The sequence below is a fragment of the Bartonella sp. B10 genome (assembly GCF_053794435.1).
In genome coordinates this window covers 1,357,398-1,375,167 of the sequence record NZ_CP200030.1, presented here as the reverse complement: position 1 = coordinate 1,375,167, position 17,770 = coordinate 1,357,398, and the positions used below count along the sequence as shown (strand labels likewise).

General features: G+C 40.7%; 29 protein-coding genes. All 29 read right to left on the bottom strand.

The window, feature by feature from the left end:
• Nucleotides 1-87: 87 nt before the first annotated feature.
• The 29 genes from rplQ to fusA all read right to left on the bottom strand — a co-directional run bounded on the left by rplQ (nt 88) and on the right by fusA (nt 17,742).
• Nucleotides 88-516, bottom strand: a complete 429-nt coding sequence (rplQ, locus tag V3565_RS05870) for a 50S ribosomal protein L17 (protein ID WP_455478246.1) — start codon at nt 514-516, stop codon at nt 88-90.
• A 23-nt stretch (nt 517-539) separates the two neighbouring features.
• Nucleotides 540-1,553 carry a DNA-directed RNA polymerase subunit alpha gene (locus V3565_RS05865; RefSeq protein WP_455478245.1) on the bottom strand — a complete coding sequence of 338 codons (1,014 nt, stop codon included), beginning with the start codon at nt 1,551-1,553 and terminating at the stop codon, nt 540-542.
• Between the two features lie 94 nt (nt 1,554-1,647).
• On the bottom strand, nt 1,648-2,037 hold the full coding sequence (gene rpsK, locus V3565_RS05860; protein WP_455478244.1) for a 30S ribosomal protein S11: 390 nt from the start codon (nt 2,035-2,037) through the stop codon (nt 1,648-1,650).
• Nucleotides 2,038-2,162: 125 nt separating this feature from the next.
• On the bottom strand, nt 2,163-2,531 hold the full coding sequence (gene rpsM, locus V3565_RS05855; RefSeq protein ID WP_455478243.1) for a 30S ribosomal protein S13: 369 nt from the start codon (nt 2,529-2,531) through the stop codon (nt 2,163-2,165).
• Nucleotides 2,532-2,713: 182 nt separating this feature from the next.
• Complete coding sequence (locus tag V3565_RS05850; RefSeq protein ID WP_455478242.1) at nt 2,714-3,292, bottom strand: adenylate kinase; 579 nt, start codon at nt 3,290-3,292, stop codon at nt 2,714-2,716.
• Nucleotides 3,289-4,635, bottom strand: a complete 1,347-nt coding sequence (gene secY / locus V3565_RS05845; protein ID WP_455478241.1) for a preprotein translocase subunit SecY — start codon at nt 4,633-4,635, stop codon at nt 3,289-3,291. The genes V3565_RS05850 and secY overlap by 4 nt, the downstream gene beginning before the upstream one ends.
• A gap of 108 nt (nt 4,636-4,743) precedes the next feature.
• Complete coding sequence (gene rplO / locus V3565_RS05840; RefSeq protein ID WP_455478240.1) at nt 4,744-5,199, bottom strand: 50S ribosomal protein L15; 456 nt, start codon at nt 5,197-5,199, stop codon at nt 4,744-4,746.
• Between the two features lie 20 nt (nt 5,200-5,219).
• Nucleotides 5,220-5,426, bottom strand: a complete 207-nt coding sequence (gene rpmD / locus V3565_RS05835; protein WP_455478239.1) for a 50S ribosomal protein L30 — start codon at nt 5,424-5,426, stop codon at nt 5,220-5,222.
• Nucleotides 5,427-5,458: 32 nt separating this feature from the next.
• Nucleotides 5,459-6,007, bottom strand: a complete 549-nt coding sequence (gene rpsE / locus V3565_RS05830) for a 30S ribosomal protein S5 (protein WP_455478238.1) — start codon at nt 6,005-6,007, stop codon at nt 5,459-5,461.
• 101 nt (nt 6,008-6,108) lie between these two features.
• The gene (rplR, locus tag V3565_RS05825) at nt 6,109-6,471 is read right to left on the bottom strand and encodes a 50S ribosomal protein L18 (RefSeq protein ID WP_455478237.1); all 363 of its coding nucleotides are present in this window, start codon (nt 6,469-6,471) and stop codon (nt 6,109-6,111) included.
• A gap of 12 nt (nt 6,472-6,483) precedes the next feature.
• A complete protein-coding gene (gene rplF, locus V3565_RS05820) occupies nt 6,484-7,017 on the bottom strand; it encodes a 50S ribosomal protein L6 (RefSeq protein ID WP_455478236.1) in 534 nt (177 codons plus the stop codon).
• Between the two features lie 38 nt (nt 7,018-7,055).
• Nucleotides 7,056-7,454 carry a 30S ribosomal protein S8 gene (gene rpsH / locus V3565_RS05815; RefSeq protein ID WP_455478235.1) on the bottom strand — a complete coding sequence of 133 codons (399 nt, stop codon included), beginning with the start codon at nt 7,452-7,454 and terminating at the stop codon, nt 7,056-7,058.
• 14 nt (nt 7,455-7,468) lie between these two features.
• Nucleotides 7,469-7,774: a 30S ribosomal protein S14 gene (gene rpsN / locus V3565_RS05810; protein ID WP_455478234.1), complete on the bottom strand. Its 306-nt coding sequence runs from the start codon at nt 7,772-7,774 to the stop codon at nt 7,469-7,471.
• Between the two features lie 24 nt (nt 7,775-7,798).
• The gene (gene rplE / locus V3565_RS05805) at nt 7,799-8,356 is read right to left on the bottom strand and encodes a 50S ribosomal protein L5 (RefSeq protein WP_455478233.1); all 558 of its coding nucleotides are present in this window, start codon (nt 8,354-8,356) and stop codon (nt 7,799-7,801) included.
• Nucleotides 8,349-8,663, bottom strand: a complete 315-nt coding sequence (gene rplX / locus V3565_RS05800; RefSeq protein WP_455478232.1) for a 50S ribosomal protein L24 — start codon at nt 8,661-8,663, stop codon at nt 8,349-8,351. Before rplX ends, rplE begins: the two co-directional genes overlap by 8 nt.
• 12 nt (nt 8,664-8,675) lie before the next feature.
• Nucleotides 8,676-9,044: a 50S ribosomal protein L14 gene (gene rplN / locus V3565_RS05795; RefSeq protein WP_455478231.1), complete on the bottom strand. Its 369-nt coding sequence runs from the start codon at nt 9,042-9,044 to the stop codon at nt 8,676-8,678.
• Nucleotides 9,045-9,195: 151 nt separating this feature from the next.
• The gene (gene rpsQ, locus V3565_RS05790; RefSeq protein ID WP_455478230.1) at nt 9,196-9,435 is read right to left on the bottom strand and encodes a 30S ribosomal protein S17; all 240 of its coding nucleotides are present in this window, start codon (nt 9,433-9,435) and stop codon (nt 9,196-9,198) included.
• Nucleotides 9,436-9,447: 12 nt separating this feature from the next.
• Nucleotides 9,448-9,648 carry a 50S ribosomal protein L29 gene (rpmC, locus tag V3565_RS05785; RefSeq protein WP_455478229.1) on the bottom strand — a complete coding sequence of 67 codons (201 nt, stop codon included), beginning with the start codon at nt 9,646-9,648 and terminating at the stop codon, nt 9,448-9,450.
• A 12-nt stretch (nt 9,649-9,660) separates the two neighbouring features.
• Nucleotides 9,661-10,074 carry a 50S ribosomal protein L16 gene (rplP, locus tag V3565_RS05780; RefSeq protein ID WP_455478228.1) on the bottom strand — a complete coding sequence of 138 codons (414 nt, stop codon included), beginning with the start codon at nt 10,072-10,074 and terminating at the stop codon, nt 9,661-9,663.
• A 36-nt stretch (nt 10,075-10,110) separates the two neighbouring features.
• Nucleotides 10,111-10,821, bottom strand: coding sequence for a 30S ribosomal protein S3 (rpsC, locus tag V3565_RS05775; RefSeq protein ID WP_455478227.1), 711 nt, complete (start codon nt 10,819-10,821; stop codon nt 10,111-10,113).
• Nucleotides 10,821-11,210, bottom strand: coding sequence for a 50S ribosomal protein L22 (gene rplV / locus V3565_RS05770; protein WP_455478226.1), 390 nt, complete (start codon nt 11,208-11,210; stop codon nt 10,821-10,823). Before rplV ends, rpsC begins: the two co-directional genes overlap by 1 nt.
• A 2-nt stretch (nt 11,211-11,212) precedes the next feature.
• On the bottom strand, nt 11,213-11,491 hold the full coding sequence (gene rpsS / locus V3565_RS05765) for a 30S ribosomal protein S19 (protein WP_011180910.1): 279 nt from the start codon (nt 11,489-11,491) through the stop codon (nt 11,213-11,215).
• A gap of 15 nt (nt 11,492-11,506) precedes the next feature.
• Nucleotides 11,507-12,340, bottom strand: a complete 834-nt coding sequence (gene rplB, locus V3565_RS05760; protein ID WP_455478225.1) for a 50S ribosomal protein L2 — start codon at nt 12,338-12,340, stop codon at nt 11,507-11,509.
• A gap of 21 nt (nt 12,341-12,361) precedes the next feature.
• Complete coding sequence (locus tag V3565_RS05755) at nt 12,362-12,655, bottom strand: 50S ribosomal protein L23 (protein ID WP_455478224.1); 294 nt, start codon at nt 12,653-12,655, stop codon at nt 12,362-12,364.
• Nucleotides 12,652-13,272: a 50S ribosomal protein L4 gene (gene rplD, locus V3565_RS05750; protein ID WP_455478877.1), complete on the bottom strand. Its 621-nt coding sequence runs from the start codon at nt 13,270-13,272 to the stop codon at nt 12,652-12,654. Before rplD ends, V3565_RS05755 begins: the two co-directional genes overlap by 4 nt.
• On the bottom strand, nt 13,272-14,012 hold the full coding sequence (gene rplC / locus V3565_RS05745; protein WP_455478223.1) for a 50S ribosomal protein L3: 741 nt from the start codon (nt 14,010-14,012) through the stop codon (nt 13,272-13,274). Before rplC ends, rplD begins: the two co-directional genes overlap by 1 nt.
• Nucleotides 14,013-14,039: 27 nt before the next feature.
• A complete protein-coding gene (gene rpsJ, locus V3565_RS05740; RefSeq protein WP_455478222.1) occupies nt 14,040-14,348 on the bottom strand; it encodes a 30S ribosomal protein S10 in 309 nt (102 codons plus the stop codon).
• Nucleotides 14,349-14,417: 69 nt separating this feature from the next.
• A complete protein-coding gene (gene tuf, locus V3565_RS05735; protein ID WP_455478221.1) occupies nt 14,418-15,593 on the bottom strand; it encodes an elongation factor Tu in 1,176 nt (391 codons plus the stop codon).
• A gap of 64 nt (nt 15,594-15,657) precedes the next feature.
• Nucleotides 15,658-17,742, bottom strand: a complete 2,085-nt coding sequence (fusA, locus tag V3565_RS05730) for an elongation factor G (RefSeq protein ID WP_455478220.1) — start codon at nt 17,740-17,742, stop codon at nt 15,658-15,660.
• Nucleotides 17,743-17,770 lie beyond the last annotated feature (28 nt).

The window sequence follows — 17,770 nt, the reverse complement described above, 5'->3', positions numbered from 1 at the left end:
TTATATTTATCTCTTGAATAAAACATATTAACAAAAAAGCCGCCTTGGAAAAGACGGCTTCATAATATCCAAAATAACAAAACACTTCTACGAAGAAGTTTCTTTCTCATTGCTTGCACTTTCCATGCGCATACGATCTGCAGCTCCTTTTGCAGCAACATCACGATCAACAAATTCAATAACAGCCATAGGAGCATTATCACCGGCACGAAAACCTGCTTTCATAATACGTAGATAACCACCATGACGTGATGCATAACGCAAAGCAATTGTATCAAACAATTTTGCAACTTTTTCAACATCACGAATAGCTGAAATTGCCTGTCGACGCGCGTGCAAATCTCCACGCTTACCAAGCGTAACCAACTTCTCAACAATAGGACGAAGTTCCTTAGCCTTTGGCAGTGTTGTCACGACTTGTTCATGCTCAATCAACGAAACTGCCATATTTGCAAACATTGCTTTACGATGGCTAGCAGTCCGATTCAATTTACGGCCTGAGTTATTATGGCGCATAAGCCCTCTCCTTGAATCCTAATTTAATATTGATCTTCATACCGTTTAGCAAGATCATCAATGTTCTCAGGTGGCCACGCAGGAACCTCCATACCAAGATGCAAACCCATGCATGCCAAAACTTCTTTAATCTCATTTAATGACTTCCGTCCAAAATTTGGTGTCCTAAGCATCTCAGATTCCGTCTTCTGAATAAGATCACCAATATAGACAATATTATCATTTTTAAGGCAATTTGCCGAACGAACAGACAGTTCTAATTCATCTACTTTCTTAAGAAGGGCAGGATTAAAAGCAAGCTCAGAAACAGATTCTTCAATAATTTCCTTTTGCGGTTCCTCAAAATTAACGAACAATGACAACTGATCTTGAAGAATACGCGCCGCAAAAGCAACAGCATCCTCTCCATTAACAGCACCATTCGTTTCTATCGTTAACGTCAATTTATCGTAATCAAGAACTTGACCTTCACGTGTATTTTCTACTTTATAAGATACTTTACGGATTGGTGAATACAAACTATCAACGGGAATAAGACCTATCGGCGCATCATCAATGCAATTACGATCAGATGGAACATAACCTTTTCCTGTATTAACAATAAATTCCATACGAATCTCTGCACCTTCATCAAGAGTACAAATCACATGCTCTGGATTCAAAATCTCCATATCTCCAACAGTACTGATATCTCCAGCTGTCATAACACCAGGACCCTCTTTATAAACGACAATACGTTTAGGGCCTTCCTCTTCCATACGAAGCGCGATCTCTTTAATATTTAAAATAATATCTGTAACATCTTCACGAACACCTGGAATTGATGAAAATTCATGCAATACACCATCAATCTGCACTGCAGTAACTGCAGCACCACGAAGTGAAGATAACAATACACGACGAAGCGCATTTCCCAACGTTAAACCAAATCCCCGCTCAAGAGGCTCGGCTACCACACTCAAAACGTTTGGATTATCATGCGCATAAAACTCAATTTTATTGGGCTTAATAAGTTCTTGCCAGTTTTTCTGGATCATATCTTTATTCCTGTTCTTTAACTCCGTCACCATTCATTCGTGACAGCAAATGTGAACATCAGAGAAAACTCTGATAACGAAAAAAAACACCCAATTAAACACGCCGCCTTTTTCGCGGACGACACCCATTATGAGGGATCGGTGTTACATCACGAATAGAAGTAATTACAAAACCAACAGACTGTAATGCACGCAGAGCTGATTCACGCCCAGCTCCCGGACCACAAACTTCAACTTCTAACGAACGCATACCATGCTCTTGTGCTTTTTTAGCACAATCCTCTGCTGCAACCTGAGCCGCAAAAGGTGTCGATTTTCGTGAACCCTTAAACCCTTGAGCACCAGCAGACGACCAAGCAATCGTATTCCCTTGAGCATCAGCAATGGTAATCATTGTGTTATTAAACGTCGAATTTATATGCACGACACCCGATGAAATATTCTTACGTTCACGACGACGAATACGCGTGGCTTCCTTAGCCATAATCTTCCTTTCAATGATCTCTACACCGCCGTAACACCAGCAGCTACACCCCACTCGCTCTCATAAAAAGCTTTTTTTTTACGAGAAACAAGATATTAAAAAACCTTTACTTAAAAAAAATATCACTACTTTTTCTTACCAGCAATTGCCTTAGCCGGTCCTTTACGTGTGCGCGCATTCGTATGTGTACGCTGTCCACGAACAGGCAAAGAGCGACGATGACGCAATCCACGATAGCAACCAAGATCCATTAAACGCTTAACATTCATAGCAACCTCACGACGAAGATCCCCTTCAACTTGATAACCATGATCTATTGCTTCACGAATCTGTAACACTTCCGAATCTGAAAGCTCATGCACACGACGCTCTGCAGAAATACCAACCTTTTCAGTAATCTCCTGAGCAAATTTTTGTCCAATCCCGTAGATATACTGAAGCGCAATAACTACACGCTTACCTGCAGGAATATTGACGCCAGCAATACGAGCCACACCTATTCTCCTTATTATATTGACAACAAACTAAAAAACACCAATATACTTTAACATAAAAACACAAAATGACCGGCACAAAAAAGTACAGATTCTATCACTTTCCTGAAATCTAATAAAGCTGCTTTTGATAGATTTTACTGTAAAAGTCAACTCCTTTCACTTATTTCTTAAAAAATTCCCTATTCAAGAAACTTACTAATAACACGGGATACCTCAACAGCATCAATCATTCCATTAACTACCTTTAATAACCCCTTTTCTGAATAAAATTTTGATAGAGGTACTGTCTTTTTCTGATATTCTACCAAGCGTTTTGCAAAAGCAACAGAATTATCGTCTGAACGAACTTTTCCACCAGCAGCTATTGCTTCCTGAACACGCTTTTCCATTCTCTTGATCAGAACATCTTTATCAACAATCAGCTCAATAACAGCATTAAGAAGCATATTTTTCGATTGCAAAATGTGTTGCAAAGCTTCTGCCTGCCCTACAGTACGTGGATATCCATCCAATACAAAGCCATTCACACAATCACTTTCGTTAATACGGTCTGATACAATTTGATTAACAATAATATCAGGTACTAAAGCACCAGAATCTATAATAAACTTAGCTTTTTTGCCAATTTCTGTTTCTCGAGCAATAACATCACGCAATATATCACCCGTTGACAACTGAGGGACATCGTATCTCTCAGATAACATCTTAGCCTGTGTACCTTTTCCGGCTCCTGGAGGACCTAAAAGAACAACCCTCATCTATTCCTTTTTCCTCCACGCAGCTTTGACTTTTTAATTAATCCTTCATATTGATGCGCAACAAGATATCCTTGAATCTGAGCAACTGTATCAAGCGTAACAGTGACAACAATAAGCAAGGACGTTCCTCCAAGATAAAAAGGAACTTGCAATGTCGATATAACAAATTCAGGCAACAAACAAACCAAAACAATATAAATAGCACCCACAACAGTAATGCGAGTCAAAACATAATCAATGTACTCAGCTGTACGTTCACCAGGACGAATACCTGGAATAAAACCAGAATGCTTCTTTAGCTGATCTGCTGTATCACTCGGATTAAATACAATAGCTGTATAAAAAAAGCAAAAAAATACCATCAAAATAGCATAGATAACCATATAAAGCGGTTGTCCATGACTAAGAGAATAAGAAATATCCTGAACCAAACGCGGCATTTTATCAGAAAAATTATTAACAGTCGCAGGCAACAATAACAGAGATGAAGCAAAAATTGGCGGAATAACACCTGCAGTATTCAATTTCAAAGGAAGATGAGACATATCTCCCTGAAACATTTGATTACCAACCTGACGCTTAGGATACTGAATAAGGATTCGGCGCTGAGCGCGTTCCACAAAAACAATAACCCCAATAACAAGGACAGTAATAAGAATAATTCCCATTAGTATAAAAGTTGATAAATCAGCTTGACTATGAGAAGTTAAAAGCTGAGCAAAAGTAGAAGGAAAATTAGCAACAATCCCTGCAAAAATAATAAGAGAAACCCCGTTACCAACACCGCGAGATGTAATTTGCTCACCGAGCCACATTAAAAACATTGTCCCACCAACAAGCGTAATAACAGAAGAAACACGAAACATGAGACCTGGTTCTGTAACAATTTGAAGTCCCGTTCCTATACCACTTTCAAGCGCAACCGCAATACCAAAAGCTTGCAAAATAGCTAGTACAACAGTTACATAACGGGTATACTGATTAATAATCTTCCTACCTAATTCTCCATCTTTCTTAAGAGATTCTAATGAAGGAATAATTGAAGTTAATAATTGCACAATAATCGATGCTGATATATAGGGCATAATTCCAAGCGCAAAAATTGCCATGCGCCCAACCGCACCCCCAGCAAACATATTAAATAATCCTAGCACACCAGACGAATGATGTTCAAATGTCTGCCGTAAAGCATCAATATTAATACCAGGAAGAGAGATATAAGTACCAAAACGATACACAAGGAGCGCAGCTAGAGTAAACCAAATGCGTTTTTTTAATTCTGTCGCACGAGAAAAAGTACTGAAATTTATATTAGAAGCAAATTGCTCTGCTGCTGATGCCATAAAACGTCTCCGGTCTATACTCCAACCCTTTAAATAACATTCAAATTATAGAAGCACAAATCAAAAAAATCACCGTGATACATAAACAAATGAAAAAAATAAAATAACTCAAGAACAAATAACTTGACCACCCACTTTTTCAACTTTAATGCGAGCAGCCTTTGAACTGCCAGAAACATTAAATGTAATTTTAGCTTTCAATTCACCATCAGAGAGAAGACGAACCCCATCCTTTAAACGATGAATAACACCCGATTCTTTTAATACGACAACATCAACCGGCTTATCAATGCTCAATTTACCTGCATCAACAGCCAACTGAATACGACCAAGTGAAACTTCATTATAATTTTTAGCAAAAAAATTCCTAAATCCACGCTTTGGCAAACGACGATAAATAGGCATTTGCCCACCTTCAAAACCATTAAGTGAAACACCAGAACGTGATTTTTGCCCTTTAACACCACGACCGCCAGTTTTACCAGTACCAGAACCAATACCACGCCCAATGCGCTTAGGATTCCTTGTTGCACCTTCCCGATTACGCAGTTCATTGAGTTTCATCTTCTACACTCCCGCGATCTTTAACGTTCATCTACAACTTGAATAAGATGCTGAACCTTAGCAATCATACCCCGCACACAAAGAGTATCTTCTAAAGTACGACGACGATGCATCTTATTCAATCCAAGTCCTTTCAACGTAGCACGCTGAATCTTTGGACTCCTTGTTGGACTCCCGACCTGTTCTATCGTTACAGTCTTTTTATTCTGAGATTTTTTCTGTACCATTCTTTAATCCTCTTTTCTGATAATCTCAGAAACTACCCTTCTGCACCCACTAAATGCTGACGACGCTCTTGCAAAGTCGAATACTTAATACCACGCTGAGCTGCAATATCTTTAGGGTGCATTTGATTCTTTAACGCATCAAAAGTTGCACGCACCATGTTATAAGGATTTGATGATCCCAGTGATTTTGCAACCACATCCTGCATTCCAAGAGTTTCAAAAATAGCACGCATCGGCCCCCCAGCAATAATACCAGTACCAGCAGAAGCTGAACGCAATAAAACGCGACCAGCTCCATGACGACCTTCAAGATCATGATGCAATGTACGCCCAGATCGCAATGGCACATAAATCATTCCACGTTTTGCAGATTCTGTAGCTTTACGAACTGCCTCAGGAACTTCGCGCGCCTTACCATGACCAAAACCAACACGCCCTTTCTGATCTCCAACTACAACAAGGGCAGCAAAACCAAATCGCCGACCACCTTTTACAACTTTAGCAACACGATTAATATGAACGAGCCTATCTATAAACTCACCATCACGCTCATCTCGCTCACTACGCTCTTTTTGTGCCATTCCTCATTCCTTCTTCTTTTCCGGAAGCACGTTAATAAAGTTCCAACACTATACAAAAGGAACTTAGACGAAACACCCAAAACCCTCAAAACAAAAACACTCTAAAAACTTAAACCACCTTCACGAGCAGCTTCAGCCAAGGCTTTTACTCTACCATGATAAACATACGCTCCACGATCAAAAACAACTTCACTAACACCTGCTTTTTTTGCACGATCAGCAATCAACTTACCGACAGCAAAAGCAGCGTCTTTATCAGCACCACTTCTCAAGGACTTTTTCAAAGAACTTTCAAGAGTAGAAGCAGAAACTATCGTGCACCCACGCAAATCATCAATAATCTGAGCATAAATATTCTGATTTGAACGATAAACACTAAGCCGTGGACGATCGTTAGAAAACATTTTAATCCGACGACGAACACGTTGCGCACGACGATGGATAATGTTTTTCGATGAAACCATAGTACAAAATCCTTATTTCTTTTTGCCTTCTTTACGGAAGATACGCTCATCTGCATACTTAACACCTTTACCTTTATAAGGCTCAGGCCTACGATATTCCCGAATTTCCGCAGCAACTTGCCCAACTCGCTGCTTATCAATCCCAGAAACAACAATTTCTGTTGGTTTTGGAACTGTCACAGCAACACCCGCTGGCACTTTATAAACAACATCATGAGAAAATCCTAGAGACAGTTGAATATCCTTACCTTGCATAGCAGCACGATAACCAACACCACTAATTTCAAGCTTTTTTTCAAAACCATCTTTCACACCACAAAAAATGTTTTCAATCATAGATCGTGACATACCCCACTTGGAGCGAGCATTTTTTGACTGATCCCGTGGCGTAACTGATATAACACTTCCATCAAATTTAACAAAGACTTCATCATTCACAACGTAGCTCAGCTCACCTCGAGGGCCCTTAGCCTTAACAACTTGACCCTCAACAGTAGCAACCACCCCAGAAGGAACTGAAATTGGCTTTTTTCCAATACGAGACATTATCTTACCTACTTTTCTTCCGATTTTTTAACAACCATTTAGAAAACACGACAAAGAAGCTCGCCACCAACATTCTGTTTACGCGCTTCATGATCAGCCATAACTCCCTTAGGAGTCGATAAAATCGAAATACCAAGACCATTCGCTACTGGAGGAATAAGCTTAGCAGAAACATACACACGACGACCAGGTTTTGAAACACGAGAAATTTCACGAATAGCGGACATTCCTTCAAAATATTTCAACTCAATCTCAATCTCAGATTTCCCATCATCAAAATCCACTTTGTTATATCCACGAATATAACCTTCTGACTGAAGAACATCAAGAACACATGCACGAAGCTTTGAAGCAGGCGTGACGACTCTATTTTTTTTACGACAAAGAGCATTACGAATACGTGTCAACATATCACCAAGAGGATCTGACATAGACATTAATTAATCTCCTCTTACCAACTAGATTTAACAACACCAGGAATATGACCGAAAGAACCAAGTTCACGCAACGCAATTCGTGACATCTTTAATTTCCGATAATAAGCCCGCGGACGACCAGACACTTCACAACGATTACGAACACGAACCTTTGCAGAATTACGTGGTAATTTTGCCAGCTGAACAGAAGCTCTAAAACGCTCCTCAAGAGAAACTTTCTGATCCATAACTATTGCCTTCAAACGCGCACGACGCGCAGCATAACGCTTCACCATCATCCCACGATGTTTATTTTTTTCAACGGCACTCACTTTGGCCATAACACTACCTCACTACGTTTGCCGTTACGAACGAAACGGAAAATTGAGAGCACGCAACAACTCACGTGCCTCATCATCTGTCTTTGCTGTCGTACAAACAATAATATCCATACCCCAAATTTGATCAACTTTATCATAATTAATTTCTGGAAACACAATATGTTCTTTTATACCCATAGCAAAATTGCCACGACCATCAAAACTTTTTGGATTCAAACCACGAAAATCACGAACCCGTGGAAGCGCAATCGTAATAAGACGATCCAAAAACTCAAACATACGATCCCTACGTAACGTAACCTTAGCCCCAATTGGCATTCCCTCACGAACCTTAAAAGTTGCAATAGAATTACGCGCACGAGTAACAACAGCTTTTTGACCAGTAATCAAAGCTAAATCTTCAGCAGCAACAGAAGGTTTCTTAGAATCAGAAATTGCCTCACCAATCCCCATATTAATCACAATCTTATCAACACGCGGAATTTGCATTTCATTTTTGTAATTAAACTTCTCTTGAAGAGCCTTGCGAACTACTTCAAAATAATGCACCTTCATGCGAGGCTTTTGTTTTTCTTCAGCCATTAATCAACTCTCCCGAACGCTTGGCAAAACGAACTTTATTACCATTTGCATTCACACGAAAACCTACACGTGTAGGCTTACCATCCTTAGGATCAGCAATCGCCAAATTAGATAAATGAATCGGAGCTTCTTTAGAAATAACACCCGCTTCTTGCTTTTGCGTTTGACGCTGATGACGCTTAATCATATTAACCCCAAGAACAAAAGCATTACTTTTCTTCGGATTCACCTTAATCACTTCACCACTACACCCCTTATCCTTACCAGATAAGACAACAACTTTATCACCTTTTTTAATCTTTTGCATAACATAAGCTCCTTACAATACTTCAGGAGCAAGAGAGATAATTTTCATATGATTTTTACCACGAAGCTCACGAGGGACTGGGCCAAAGATACGCGTACCAATAGGCTCCTTTTTATTATCTACCAAAACAGCAGCATTGCCATCAAACCGAATAACACTCCCGTCTGTACGACGAATATCCTTAGCTGTACGAACCACTACAGCTTTCATCACATCACCTTTTTTTACACGACCACGCGGAATAGCATCCTTAACTGAAACAACGATAACATCACCGACAGAAGCATATTTCCGCTTTGAACCGCCTAACACCTTGATGCACATGACACGACGAGCACCAGAATTATCTGCAACGTCGAGATTTGTTTGCATCTGAATCATGACCGTCCACCTTTTCCTACTATCAACATCCGATCACGTTAGTAACACACCGGATTTGTTTGCCAAATAATGAATAAAAATACTATCTTAAATTTACCAATAGAACAAAAAAATAACTATTACTAAATATTAAAATAATAAGCCCACCTAATTACGTTACACTGTCTTTAACAACAATCCAACATTTATCTTTTGAAATAGGCTTAGATTCTTGAATAGAAATCTGATCCCCAATCTTAAATTGATTACCTTCGTCATGCGCCTTATATTTTTTAGACTGCCGAATAGTCTTTTTAAGAAGTGGATGAGAATAGCGGCGTTCCACTTTAACAATAACAGTCTTATCACTTTTGTCGCTAACGACAACACCATGCAAAATGCGTTTAGGCATCTTTATACTTCCTTAAGCCTTACTCTTGTTTACATTCTGGCGAAGAAAAGTCTTGACACGAGCAATATCCCGACGAACCTGCTTAATACGTGAAGTCTTTTCTAATTGACCTGTCGCTTTTTGAAAACGCAAATTAAATTGCTCTTTCTTAAGCTTACCCAGTTCATCCTTCATTTGATCGAGCGTTTGCGCCCGTAGCTCTATAGCCTTCATCGCTTAACCTCTTTACTCAGCTACACGCTGTACAAAACGCGTTTTAATAGGCAATTTTGCAGCACCTAACCTCAACGCTTCACGCGCTACATCTTCAGGTATACCATCAAGCTCAAACATGACACGCCCCGGCGCTACACGAGCTGCCCAATAATCAACACTTCCTTTACCCTTACCCATCCTAACCTCAGTTGGCTTAGATGTAACTGGAACATCAGGAAAAATACGAATCCATACACGACCAGAACGCTTCATATAACGCGTAATCGCACGACGCGCTGCTTCAATCTGACGAGAAGTGATACGCTCCGGCTCAACAGCTTTCAAACCATAAGAACCAAAATTTAAATCAGTACCACCTTTCGAAACACCATGAATACGACCTTTGAACTGCTTACGAAATTTTGTGCGCTTTGGCTGCAACATTGCTCTCTACTCCAAACTTTAGTTCAATCACAAAAATTAAGCATTTTCACGACGACGATTCGACAAAGAACCAGAATGATCAGCTTCCGTAGCACGACGCTCTGAAGCCATTGGATCATGTTGAAGAATTTCACCCTTAAAGACCCAAACTTTAACACCACAAACACCATAAGCAGTCTTAGCCTCAACTGTACCGTAATCAACATCAGCACGCAAAGTATGAAGAGGAACACGACCTTCACGATACCACTCCATACGAGCAATTTCGGCACCACCGAGACGACCAGAACAATTGATACGAATACCTTCTGCCCCAAGACGCATAGCTGATTGAACTGCACGCTTCATTGCACGTCGAAAAGCAACACGACGCTCAAGCTGCTGAGCAATCGACTGTGCAATAATCGTCGCATCAACCTCTGGTTTACGAATCTCAACAATATTCAAAGAAGTCTCTACATTCGTTATCTTTGAAAGTTTATGACGAAGTTTCTCAATATCAGCACCCTTCTTACCAATAATAAGGCCAGGACGCGCTGAATGAATTGTTACACGACACTTTTTATGAGGACGCTCAATAACAACTTTAGAAATAGACGCCTGCTTCAATTCTTCTAACACATATAAACGAATCCTCAAATCTTCATGGAGAAGACGCCCATACTCACCACTATCAGCATACCAACGTGAATCCCAAGTTCTATTAACTCCAAGACGCAGCCCTATCGGATTAACCTTCTGACCCATTATACTGCCTCCACTTTTTCGGTAACTTCACGAACAATAATAGTAAGATGAGAGAACGGACGCTCAATGCGACTGGTACGACCACGACCACGAACATGAAAACGTTTCATCATAACCGACTTACCAACGTAAGCCTCTGCAACAACTAACGAATCAATATCAAGATCATGGTTATTCTCCGCATTTGCAACAGCCGATTCAAGAGTTTTCTTGACTGTTCCAGCAATACGTTTACGCGAAAACACTAAATCAGCCAACGCTACACTAACCTTTTTACCACGAATCATTGCAGCAACTAAATTAAGCTTTTGAGGACTAATACGAATTGTCTTGGATACAGCCCTAGCCTCATTATCCTTAAGTTGGCGTAAAACCCTAGCCTTTCCCATTTCTACTTCCTCTTTGCCTTTTTGTCTGCACCATGCCCATAATATGTTCGAGTGGGAGCGAACTCACCAAATTTATGCCCAACCATCTCTTCAGAAACAGAAACAGGTATGTGCTTATTACCGTTATGAACACCAAAAGTCAAACCAACAAATTGCGGAAGAATAGTAGAGCGACGACTCCATATCTTGATAACCTCATTGCGCCCACTTGCACGCACTTTCTCAGCCTTTCCAAGAAGATAACCGTCAACAAACGGACCTTTCCAAACCGAACGAACCATCCTAGACTACCTTTCTCATTTTTTGCGCTGATGCCGTGTACGCATAATAAACTTATCAGTGGCTTTATTAGAGCGCGTACGCTTACCTTTCGTAGGCTTCCCCCAAGGAGACACTGGATGACGTCCTCCCGATGTACGACCCTCACCACCACCATGCGGATGATCAACAGGATTCATAGCAACACCACGAACATGCGGACGCTTGCCACGCCAACGCGACCGACCAGCCTTACTATCACTAATATTCCCATGATCAGGATTTGAAACTGCTCCAACAGTTGCAAAGCAACCACTAGAAACCAAACGCTGTTCACCAGAATTAAGACGAAGAATAGCCATTCCTTGATCTCGCCCAATCAACTGCGCATAAGTACCAGCTGAACGCGCAATTTGACCACCCTTTCCTGGCTTCATTTCTACATTATGAATAATTGTACCCACTGGCATATTACTAAGTGGCATCGCATTTCCTGGCTTAATATCAACATTCGAACCAGAAATAACAAAATCACCCACATCAAGACGCTGAGGCGCAAGAATATAACTCAATTGTCCATCTTCATAGCGAATTAACGCAATAAAAGCAGTACGATTAGGATCATATTCTAAACGTTCAACTCTAGCAGAAATACCATGCCTAAGACGTTTAAAATCAACAAACCTATAACTACGCTTATGACCGCCACCCTGAAACCGAGAAGTAACTCGACCATAATTATTGCGCCCGCCCTTCGACGATAAACCTTCAGTCAATTTCTTTATAGACTTACCTTTATAAAGACAAGAACGATCCACCATAACAAGCTGGCGCTGCCCAGGCGTAGTTGGATTAAAATACTTCAGTGCCATTATTCTTATCTCCAAGCTTCTCTAAAGATTTGTTGAAACATCAATAGAATGACCATGAACAAGCGTAACAATAGCTTTTTTGACATCACTCTGCCGACCAACAACACCTTTAAAACGCTTTACCTTACCTTTACGAATTATCGTATTAACCGCCTTAACTTTGACGTTAAAAAGCGCTTCAACAGCAGCCTTAATCTCAAGCTTTGTAACCCTCATCGCAACATTAAAAGCAACTTGATTATACTCAGAGATCATAGTTGACTTTTCAGTAATAACCGGACTGACAATTATATCATAATGACGTAGATCTGTCATTTAAAACGCTCCTCAAGAGCCTCAACAGCCGATTTTGATAAAACAAGCATGTTGCGACGCAAAATATCATATACATTAATTCCCTGAATCGGCAAAACATCAATATTAGGAATATTAGATGCCGCACGAAAAAAATTAGTATCAAGTTCTCTTCCACCAACTAACAGAGCATTGTTAAATCCAATTTTAGAAAAACCAGACACAAGAACCTTAGTTTTAGCATTTTCAACACTTAATTCATCAACGACAATTAAACTGTTTGACTTTAATTTTGCTGATAAAGCAAAGCGCAACCCAAGAGCACGAATTTTTTTAGGAAGATCGTGCACATGGCTACGCACCACCGGACCATGCGCTTTACCACCACCCCGAAACTGCGGAGCACGAGCAGATGAATGCCGAGCACGCCCAGTTCCTTTTTGCTTGAACATCTTCGCTCCAGTCCGTGCCACATCAGATCTTCCACGAGATTGATGCGTCCCTTGCTGACGACGTGCAAGCTGCCAACGAACAACCCTCTGTAAAATATCCTCACGAGGAACAAGACCAAAAACATTTTCAGAAACATTTAATGTGCCAACCTCGTCACCACTAAGAGTTTTAATCACAATATCCATCATTCGGCTCCTTTAGATTCAGCGATTTCCGCTACTGGAGCAATTACTTCTGTCTTTTCTTTTACAAGATGACGAACACCAGCAGGTCTTGGCGCATTATCAGGAAGACGTTTTTTTACGGCATCACGCACCAAAATCCAAGCGCCTTTAGAACCAGAAACAGCACCACGCACTAAGATTAAACCGCGCTCAATATCCGTAGAAATAACCTCAATATTTTGTGTTGTAACACGCACCTGCCCCATATGACCAGCCATCTTCTTACCTTTAAACACCTTACCTGGATCTTGACACTGACCTGTAGAACCATGAGCACGATGCGTAATTGAATTACCATGCGATGCACGATGTCCACCAAAATTATGCCGTTTCATAACACCAGCAAAACCCTTACCAATACTTGTACCAGTGACATCAACTCTTTGCCCAGGGACAAAATGTTCTACCGTAATCTCAGTCCCAACATCAAGAAGATTATCAGGGCTAACACGAAATTCTGCTATCTTAACCTTAGGTTCAACCGAAGCCTTAATGAAATGTCCACGAAGAGCTTTTGACGTATTTTTAACCTTAGCAAATCCTACACCCAACTGAACAGCGGTATAACCATTTTTTTCAACTGTACGCTGAGCAATAACTTGACAATTTTCTAAACGAAGCACTGTTACTGGAACATGCTCACCAACATCATTATAAATACGAGTCATGCCAAGCTTTTGTGCTATTACACCTGAACGCATCAGATCTATTCCTTCTATCCTCAAACCTCAGAGCTTAATCTCAACATCCACACCAGCAGAAAGATCAAGCTTCATAAGCGCATCCACTGTTTGCGGCGTCGGATCAACAATATCAAGAAGGCGCTTATGCGTACGCATTTCAAACTGTTCACGACTCTTCTTATCGATATGCGGACCACGATTAACTGTAAACTTTTCAATTCGCGTTGGAAGTGGAATTGGACCACGAATATTAGCACCTGTACGCTTAGCAGTCGACACAATCTCACGCGTCGATGCATCAAGGATTCTATGGTCAAACGCTTTCAAGCGAATGCGGATATTTTGACTATTCATACTATTCATTTCCTTGTTACGCAAATGCCTCTAACAAAAAAAGGCGCCATTCAAAAAAATAATAATTATTCACTCAATTATCTTAGAAACGATACCTGCACCTACAGTACGACCGCCCTCACGAATAGCAAAACGAAGCTTCTCTTCCATTGCAATCGGAACAATTAAGGAAACATCCATAGCAACATTATCTCCTGGCATAACCATTTCAGTACCTTCTGGAAGTATAACAATTCCAGTCACATCTGTTGTACGAAAATAAAATTGAGGGCGATAATTCGTAAAAAATGGAGTATGACGACCACCTTCATCTTTTGTCAAAATGTAAGCCTCTGCTTTAAACCTAGTATGAGGAGTAACTGAACCAGGCTTCGCTAAAACTTGACCACGCTCGATCCCATCACGATCAACACCACGAAGCAACGCACCAATATTATCACCCGCTTGCCCCTGATCTAAAAGTTTGCGAAACATTTCAACTCCTGTGACAGTCGTCTTAGAAGTTGGACGAATTCCGATAATCTCGATTTCTTCACCAACCTTAATAACACCACGCTCAACACGACCTGTAACAACAGTTCCACGACCAGAAATCGAAAAAACATCCTCTATCGGCATCAAAAATGGCTGATCAACTGGACGCTCCGGTGTCGGTATATAATTATCAACTTCACTCATCAAAAGACGAACTGCATCTTCACCAATACTTTTATCTGTATCTTCAAGAGCTGCCAACGCAGAACCCTTAACTATTGGTATATCATCTCCTGGAAAATCATATTTTGACAAAAGCTCACGAACCTCAAGCTCAACAAGCTCCAAAAGCTCAGCATCATCAACCTGATCAACTTTATTTAGAAAAACAACAATCGCTGGAACACCAACCTGACGTGCCAGCAAAATATGCTCACGCGTTTGAGGCATTGGGCCATCAGCTGCAGAAACAACCAAAATAGCACCATCCATCTGAGCAGCACCTGTAATCATGTTTTTAACATAATCCGCATGACCTGGACAATCAACATGCGCATAATGCCGGCTCTCTGTTTCATACTCAACATGCGCCGTAGAAATAGTGATTCCACGTGCACGTTCCTCCGGTGCCGCATCAATCTGGTCATACGCTTTAAATTCACCAAAATATTTTGTAATTGCTGCCGTTAACGAAGTCTTACCATGATCAACATGACCAATCGTACCTATATTAACATGCGGCTTCGTACGTTCAAACTTGCTCTTTGCCATTTGAGCTCTCCATTTTTTTTGTCTACATCAAGGACTAAGTTAAAATTAATTACGCAATTCAAAATTACGCGTATTTCTTTTGAATTTCCAAAGCAACAGCTGAAGGAACAGGCTCATAATGGTCAAACTGCATTGTATACTGAGCGCGTCCTTGACTCATCGAACGAAGAGTATTCACATAACCAAACATATTTGCCAAAGGAACCATTGCATTCACAACAGTCGAAATACCACGTGCTTCAGTTCCTGAAATTTGACCTCGACGAGAATTTAAATCACCAATAACATCACCAACATAATCTTCAGGAGTAACAACCTCCACCTTCATAATTGGTTCAAGAAGCTGCGCACCAGCTTTTTTTGCACCATCTCGAAAAGCAGCACGAGCAGCAATCTCAAAAGCCAAAACCGAAGAATCAACATCGTGATAACCACCATCAACTAAAGTAGCTTTTACACCAAGCATAGGGAACCCAGCAAGAGGACCAGACCCCATAACACTTTCAATTCCTTTCTGAACACCCGGAATATATTCCTTTGGAACAGCACCACCAACAATTTTCGACTCAAACAGAAAATCATCACCTTCATGAGGCTCAAAAATAATCTTCACACGGGCAAACTGCCCAGCACCACCAGACTGTTTTTTATGAGTATAATCAATTTCCGCAGCCTTTGTAATCGACTCACGATAAGCAACCTGAGGCTGACCTACATTGGCCTCAACCTTAAACTCACGCCGCATACGATCAACAATAATATCAAGATGAAGTTCACCCATGCCAGCTATAATCGTCTGACCAGATTCTTCATCTGACTTAACACGAAACGAAGGATCTTCAGCTGCCAAACGATTAAGCGCAATACCCATCTTTTCTTGATCTGCTTTTGTTTTTGGCTCAATTGCAATCTCTATAACAGGCTCAGGAAACTCCATCCGTTCCAAAATAACAGGTTTTAAAGGATCACAGAGAGTATCACCAGTTGTTGTTTCCTTAAGCCCTGCAAGCGCAACAATATCACCGGCAAACGCCTCCTCAATATCCTCACGAGAATTTGAGTGCATTTGAAGCATACGCCCCAAACGCTCCTTTTTTCTCTTTACAGTATTTTCAAGAGAAATACCTTTTTGAACTTTACCAGAATAAATACGACAAAAAGTCAACGAACCAACAAAAGGATCATTCATAATCTTAAAAGCAAGCATAGAAAGTGGAGCATCATCCGAAGACTCACGCGTTGTCTCTCCATCAGTCTTAACATCAATACCACTAATTGCTGGAACATCCACTGGAGATGGAAGATAAGAAACAACAGCATCTAAAAGCGGCTGAACTCCCTTATTTTTAAAAGCTGTACCACAAAGAACTGGATGAAATTGAACCTCTATTGTTCCTCTACGAATAAGAGCAACAAGCTGCTCATTGGTTGGCATAACACCCTCCAAGTAAGCTTCCATCGCAGCTTCATCAACTTCAACTGCCATCTCAATTAATTTCTCACGATATTCCTCTGCTTTCTCTTTCAAATCAGAAGGAATTTCACTTACCACTGCTGATGCACCAATAGAACCGTCCCACCTCAACGCTTTCATTTCAATAAGATCAACAACACCTTCAAAATCATTTTCAGCACCAATCGGCAACTGCAAAACAAGCGCCTTAGCCCCCAACCGCGAACCAACCATCTCCACACTACGATAGAAATCAGCACCTATCTTATCCATTTTATTCACAAAAACCATACGCGGCACATGATATTTCTCAGCCTGCCGCCAAACAGTCTCTGTCTGAGGTTCCACACCTGCATTTGCATCCAACAAAGCTATCGCACCATCAAGAACGCGCAAAGAACGCTCAACCTCAATCGTAAAATCAACATGCCCCGGCGTATCAATAATATTAAAGCGCCGCTTACGACCATCGACACCTTCCCAAAAAGTTGTCGTTGCAGCAGACGTAATTGTAATACCCCGCTCTTGCTCCTGCTCCATCCAATCCATCGTGGAAGCACCATCATGCGTTTCACCAATTTTATGATTCTTCCCAGTATAGAACAAAATACGCTCAGTCATAGTGGTCTTACCAGCATCAATATGAGCCATAATACCAAAATTACGATAATCCTCAATTTTATATTCGCGAGCCATTGCAATTGCCTCAGTCTTCTTTAAACAT

Excerpts from the sequence above, each read along its gene's own strand:
- V3565_RS05755 (WP_455478224.1), bottom strand. The coding sequence starts at position 12,655 with ATGACAGATCTACGTCATTATGATATAATTGTCAGTCCGGTTATTACT.
- rplF (WP_455478236.1), bottom strand. The coding sequence starts at position 7,017 with ATGTCTCGTATTGGAAAAAAGCCAATTTCAGTTCCTTCTGGGGTGGTT.
- fusA (WP_455478220.1), bottom strand. The coding sequence starts at position 17,742 with ATGGCTCGCGAATATAAAATTGAGGATTATCGTAATTTTGGTATTATG.
- rplB (WP_455478225.1), bottom strand. The coding sequence starts at position 12,340 with ATGGCACTGAAGTATTTTAATCCAACTACGCCTGGGCAGCGCCAGCTT.
- secY (WP_455478241.1), bottom strand. The coding sequence starts at position 4,635 with ATGGCATCAGCAGCAGAGCAATTTGCTTCTAATATAAATTTCAGTACT.
- rplQ (WP_455478246.1), bottom strand. The coding sequence starts at position 516 with ATGCGCCATAATAACTCAGGCCGTAAATTGAATCGGACTGCTAGCCAT.
- rpsE (WP_455478238.1), bottom strand. The coding sequence starts at position 6,007 with ATGGCACAAAAAGAGCGTAGTGAGCGAGATGAGCGTGATGGTGAGTTT.
- rplR (WP_455478237.1), bottom strand. The coding sequence starts at position 6,471 with ATGGTTTCATCGAAAAACATTATCCATCGTCGTGCGCAACGTGTTCGT.
- rpmC (WP_455478229.1), bottom strand. The coding sequence starts at position 9,648 with ATGAAGGCTATAGAGCTACGGGCGCAAACGCTCGATCAAATGAAGGAT.
- V3565_RS05850 (WP_455478242.1), bottom strand. The coding sequence starts at position 3,292 with ATGAGGGTTGTTCTTTTAGGTCCTCCAGGAGCCGGAAAAGGTACACAG.
- rplC (WP_455478223.1), bottom strand. The coding sequence starts at position 14,012 with ATGCGTTCAGGTGTAATAGCACAAAAGCTTGGCATGACTCGTATTTAT.
- rpsQ (WP_455478230.1), bottom strand. The coding sequence starts at position 9,435 with ATGCCTAAACGCATTTTGCATGGTGTTGTCGTTAGCGACAAAAGTGAT.
- rpsK (WP_455478244.1), bottom strand. The coding sequence starts at position 2,037 with ATGGCTAAGGAAGCCACGCGTATTCGTCGTCGTGAACGTAAGAATATT.
- rpsJ (WP_455478222.1), bottom strand. The coding sequence starts at position 14,348 with ATGAATAGTCAAAATATCCGCATTCGCTTGAAAGCGTTTGACCATAGA.
- rpsN (WP_455478234.1), bottom strand. The coding sequence starts at position 7,774 with ATGGCCAAAGTGAGTGCCGTTGAAAAAAATAAACATCGTGGGATGATG.
- rpmD (WP_455478239.1), bottom strand. The coding sequence starts at position 5,426 with ATGGTACAGAAAAAATCTCAGAATAAAAAGACTGTAACGATAGAACAG.
- tuf (WP_455478221.1), bottom strand. The coding sequence starts at position 15,593 with ATGGCAAAGAGCAAGTTTGAACGTACGAAGCCGCATGTTAATATAGGT.
- rpsH (WP_455478235.1), bottom strand. The coding sequence starts at position 7,454 with ATGTCTATGTCAGATCCTCTTGGTGATATGTTGACACGTATTCGTAAT.
- rplN (WP_455478231.1), bottom strand. The coding sequence starts at position 9,044 with ATGATTCAGATGCAAACAAATCTCGACGTTGCAGATAATTCTGGTGCT.
- V3565_RS05865 (WP_455478245.1), bottom strand. The coding sequence starts at position 1,553 with ATGATCCAGAAAAACTGGCAAGAACTTATTAAGCCCAATAAAATTGAG.
- rplV (WP_455478226.1), bottom strand. The coding sequence starts at position 11,210 with ATGGGAAAGGCTAGGGTTTTACGCCAACTTAAGGATAATGAGGCTAGG.
- rpsS (WP_011180910.1), bottom strand. The coding sequence starts at position 11,491 with ATGGTTCGTTCGGTTTGGAAAGGTCCGTTTGTTGACGGTTATCTTCTT.
- rplP (WP_455478228.1), bottom strand. The coding sequence starts at position 10,074 with ATGTTGCAGCCAAAGCGCACAAAATTTCGTAAGCAGTTCAAAGGTCGT.
- rpsC (WP_455478227.1), bottom strand. The coding sequence starts at position 10,821 with ATGGGTCAGAAGGTTAATCCGATAGGGCTGCGTCTTGGAGTTAATAGA.
- rplX (WP_455478232.1), bottom strand. The coding sequence starts at position 8,663 with ATGCAAAAGATTAAAAAAGGTGATAAAGTTGTTGTCTTATCTGGTAAG.
- rplD (WP_455478877.1), bottom strand. The coding sequence starts at position 13,272 with ATGGATATTGTGATTAAAACTCTTAGTGGTGACGAGGTTGGCACATTA.
- rplO (WP_455478240.1), bottom strand. The coding sequence starts at position 5,199 with ATGAAACTCAATGAACTGCGTAATCGGGAAGGTGCAACAAGGAATCCT.
- rplE (WP_455478233.1), bottom strand. The coding sequence starts at position 8,356 with ATGGCTGAAGAAAAACAAAAGCCTCGCATGAAGGTGCATTATTTTGAA.